Raw genomic sequence first — 3,540 nt, forward strand, 5'->3', positions numbered from 1 at the left:
GGTGACCACCTTCGAAACCGAGCATGTCGTTAAGATGAAGCCCGGCCAGACCGTAGACGCCGGCGGCTATTCCGTGCGGTTCGACGGCATGCAGCCGGCCACGGGCCCCAATTACAGCGAGGAGCGCGGGCACTTCATCATTAGCCGTGGCGGCGTCGCGGTTGCCGATGTCTGGTCGTCCAAACGGGTCTACACGGCGCGCCAGATGCCGACGACCGAAGCGGGCATTGTGACGTTCGGCCTCAGCCAACTCTACATGTCGCTCGGGGACCCGACGAACGACGGCGGCATCGTCGTGCGCATCTGGTGGAAGCCCTTCATCCTTTGCATCTGGGGTGGCGCGGTGATCATGGCGATTGGCGGGTTCGTTTCGCTGAGCGACCGGCGCCTGCGGGTCGGCGCGCCGAGCCGCAGGGCAAAGCCGGCACGCCCGGCCCTGGAGCCGGCGGAATGATCCGGCGCCTCCTCGTCGTCCTGGCGGTCGTTTTCTCGACAGCGCCGGCCTTTGCCGTCAATCCGGATGAGGTTCTGGCCGATCCGGGGCTTGAGGCGCGGGCCCGGGCGATCTCCGCGGAGCTGCGCTGCATGGTCTGCCAGAACCAGTCCATCGACGATTCCAATGCCGAGCTCGCAAAGGACTTGCGCTTGCTGGTGCGCGAGCGGCTCACCGATGGCGACACCGATGCGCAGGTGATGAACTACATCGTCTCGCGATACGGCGAGTTCGTCTTGCTGAAGCCGCGTGTCAACGCGCGAACGATCCTTCTTTGGGCAGCACCGCTGCTGCTTGCCGGGTTCGCTTCCGGGGTCCTCGTAGCCGTCGCAAGGGGGACAAGCAACAGGACCGTCGTCGCGCTCAGCGATGAGGAGAACGCCGAACTCGAGCGCCTGCTCGCCTCGAAGTTTGACGGAGATCAAAGCAGGGCCGATGCCCCGCCTCTATCCTAATTGACGCATAACAGGATTGTGAGGGGCAGGACCATGCAGGCGAAAGACATAATGACCACGAACGTGGTCTCAATCAGCCCAGCAGTCGGCGTGCGCCACGCCGTCGCGGTCATGATCCAAAACAATATCAGCGGGCTTCCCGTCGTCGATGATGAGAGCCGAGTTTGCGGCATGCTTACTGAAGGCGATCTCATGCTGCGCAGAGAAATCCGACTTTCTCCGCGCGCCGTTCGGTCGGCCGAACTCATCTCCGAAATCGACCTGGAGCGCTATATCTGCAGCCATGGATGGAGTGTCGCCGACGTCATGTCTCAGGACGTCATCGTCGCGCGGCCGGATAGCGAAGTGTCGGACATCGCCGAAAGCCTGCAGGCGCATCGGATCAAGCGGCTGCCAATCGTCGAGGACGGCAGACTGGTAGGAATAGTCAGCCGCCGGGACATCCTGCGCATAATCGTTGAAGCACCGTCCACAACACTGCCACGAGAAGACGAATCCATCCGTCTTGCCATTCGAACCCGGCTGCGCGCCGACCTTGGGCTGACGCCTCAGAAGATCCAGGTGTCGGTCGCCAACGGACAGGTGACAGTGGATGGCCAGGTTGAATCGGATCTTAAGCGCAAGGCGATAAAAGTTCTGGTCGAGAGCCTCGGAATCGGTGGATACCGCGACCGGCTCCGCGTCGCGCCCTCCGCAAGCGAATGACATGGCGGGCAGGCAGCCGACGGTAGACCGCATCTTTGCGCAACGCCAAAATCAGACATCTGGTCGCTGGCCAGAAGAAAGGGCGGCGTCGATCGCGGGGTTGATCTCCTGTGAGAGGCTGTTTTCGTCCAGCGGTCCGACATGCTTGTGCGTTATCCGTCCCGAGCGATCGATCACAAAGGTCTCCGGAACCCCGTACACGCCCCAGTCCATCGCGTTTCGTCCCGCATCATCGACGCCGATGGCAGCGAACGGATTTCCTTTGTCCTCGAGAAAGGCCAACGCCGTTTTCGGTGCGTCCTTGTAGTTGACACCCACCAGCTTGACGCGCGGGTCGTTGGAGAGCTGCATAAGTGTCGGATGTTCCTGCCGACAGGGGACGCACCACGATGCGAAGATGTTCAGGACGATGACCTGATTTTCGAAGACGCTATCGTCGAGCGCCGGCGTCGGCAGTCCGGCGAGCGGGGGAAGGTCCACTGCCGGATGCTTCTGTCCGATGAGTGCCGAAGGTATCGTCGCCGGCGAATACCCCTCAACGGATTCGCGATAGAGAGTATTCGCGACGGCGCCGGCTATTCCCAGAAACACGATCAGTGGAAGACCGGCCAAAGCGTAGTTACGCATGCGGACGCTCGTCGCGCGGCCGGTGACGGCGAACAGTTGCAAGCACACCGACTTGTCGACGGTAGTTTCGCCCGGCAAGCCAGACCTTGAGAGTCGTTGCCAACATCACGGTAAACGTCAAGGCATATGCCGCGACCACATAGTGCTGGTGATCCATTTCAATACTCCTTGTGAACTGCGCACCTTGCTGCGAGCCTGTGTTGCGCGATGAGCTTTCTTCTCCAGATCTCGTTTCTGATCGAGGCCAGGTAGAGCGTGAAGAAGAGAGTGACGAACGCAAGGCCCATGACCATCAATGGTCGCAGGAATTCGATATCGAGCGCCGGTCCACCCAACCGGAGGACGCTTGCAGGCTGGTGGAGCGTATTCCACCAATCGACGGAGAACTTGATGATCGGGATGTTCACGAACCCGACGATGATGAGAACCGCGGTGACGCGGGCGGCACGCGTCGGCTCATCGATCGCCCGGTTTATGGCGACGATACCGAGATACATGATGAACAAGATAAACATGGAGGTCAGGCGTGCGTCCCAGACCCACCATGTGCCCCACATCGGCTTGCCCCAGATCGCGCCCGTCACCAGCGATACAAACGTGAAGGAGGCGCCAAGCGGCGCTGCGGCCCTGGCAGCAACATCCGCCAACGGATGTCGCCATACGATGGACCCGATGGCGTTGGCGGTCATCACCGTGTAGCAGAGCATGGCGATCCAGGCCGCCGGGACATGGACATACATGATCCTGACCGTCGAGCCCTGCTGGTAATCGACGTCGGAGCTAAAGCTCAGATAAAGCCCCCACGCTAGGCAGAGCGCGGTGAAAGCCAACAGGAAGGGAAGCACGCGCTCGGCGACCTCCAAGAACCTGGTTGGCTGGGCCAAACCGGCAACGGTGCTTTTCAATTGGGCGTATGGGCTCATGCGTGCATGCATTAACGCCAAACTCGCCTCCGCTAATTGATCCCGATCAATGAGGAGACGAAAGCAAGCAACTGCTGCCATTTTACTCTTCGCAGAGAAGGCAGGTCGACCGGATACCCGGGCCGGATCGATTTCGGACGCGAAACGCCGGTAGCTTGATCAAGATCAAATACGGCCACGTCAACCTCCTGTACCGATCGCTTCGCAGAAGGAGCAGATGATGGATTTCGAAGCATTTTTCAAAAGCGAGTTGGACGGGCTTCACGCTGAAGGCCGCTATCGCGTTTTTGCTGATCTTGAGCGTCACCGCGGCAGCTTTCCGCGCGCCACGCGGCAC

6 protein-coding genes are annotated in these 3,540 nt (G+C 60.6%); 3 read left to right on the plus strand and 3 right to left on the minus strand.

Annotated elements, in window-relative coordinates; all coding sequences use genetic code 11:
• The 3 genes from ATY79_RS22870 to ATY79_RS22880 all read left to right on the plus strand — a co-directional run.
• On the plus strand, window positions 1-454 hold a 454-nt coding region (locus ATY79_RS22870), incomplete at its 5' end, for a cytochrome c-type biogenesis CcmF C-terminal domain-containing protein (RefSeq protein WP_280950897.1).
• The gene (locus ATY79_RS22875; protein WP_088704978.1) at window positions 451-948 is read left to right on the plus strand and encodes a cytochrome c-type biogenesis protein; all 498 of its coding nucleotides are present in this window, start codon (window positions 451-453) and stop codon (window positions 946-948) included. The genes ATY79_RS22870 and ATY79_RS22875, both read left to right, overlap by 4 nt.
• Before the next feature lie 33 nt (window positions 949-981).
• On the plus strand, window positions 982-1,653 hold the full coding sequence (locus tag ATY79_RS22880; protein ID WP_088704979.1) for a CBS domain-containing protein: 672 nt from the start codon (window positions 982-984) through the stop codon (window positions 1,651-1,653).
• A gap of 51 nt (window positions 1,654-1,704) precedes the next feature.
• Here ATY79_RS22880 and ATY79_RS22885 read toward each other — a convergent pair whose 3' ends face one another.
• The 3 genes from ATY79_RS22885 to ATY79_RS22895 are packed head-to-tail and all read right to left on the minus strand — an operon-like array spanning window position 1,705 to window position 3,203.
• Complete coding sequence (locus ATY79_RS22885; RefSeq protein ID WP_088704980.1) at window positions 1,705-2,280, minus strand: DsbE family thiol:disulfide interchange protein; 576 nt, start codon at window positions 2,278-2,280, stop codon at window positions 1,705-1,707.
• Complete coding sequence (locus ATY79_RS22890; RefSeq protein ID WP_088704981.1) at window positions 2,273-2,437, minus strand: heme exporter protein CcmD; 165 nt, start codon at window positions 2,435-2,437, stop codon at window positions 2,273-2,275. Before ATY79_RS22890 ends, ATY79_RS22885 begins: the two co-directional genes overlap by 8 nt.
• Window position 2,438: 1 nt before the next feature.
• Window positions 2,439-3,203 carry a heme ABC transporter permease gene (locus ATY79_RS22895; protein ID WP_088704982.1) on the minus strand — a complete coding sequence of 255 codons (765 nt, stop codon included), beginning with the start codon at window positions 3,201-3,203 and terminating at the stop codon, window positions 2,439-2,441.
• Between the last annotated feature and the right edge of the window lie 337 nt (window positions 3,204-3,540).

The sequence above is a fragment of the Rhizobium sp. R693 genome (assembly GCF_002211315.1).
In the GTDB taxonomy this organism is placed as follows: domain Bacteria; phylum Pseudomonadota; class Alphaproteobacteria; order Rhizobiales; family Rhizobiaceae; genus Rhizobium.

What these genes read in the sequence shown, in the direction of transcription:
- ATY79_RS22895 (WP_088704982.1), bottom strand. Translation starts at nt 3,203, where the DNA reads ATGAGCCCATACGCCCAATTGAAAAGCACCGTTGCCGGTTTGGCCCAG.
- ATY79_RS22880 (WP_088704979.1), top strand. Translation starts at nt 982, where the DNA reads ATGCAGGCGAAAGACATAATGACCACGAACGTGGTCTCAATCAGCCCA.
- ATY79_RS22890 (WP_088704981.1), bottom strand. Translation starts at nt 2,437, where the DNA reads ATGGATCACCAGCACTATGTGGTCGCGGCATATGCCTTGACGTTTACC.
- ATY79_RS22885 (WP_088704980.1), bottom strand. Translation starts at nt 2,280, where the DNA reads ATGCGTAACTACGCTTTGGCCGGTCTTCCACTGATCGTGTTTCTGGGA.
- ATY79_RS22875 (WP_088704978.1), top strand. Translation starts at nt 451, where the DNA reads ATGATCCGGCGCCTCCTCGTCGTCCTGGCGGTCGTTTTCTCGACAGCG.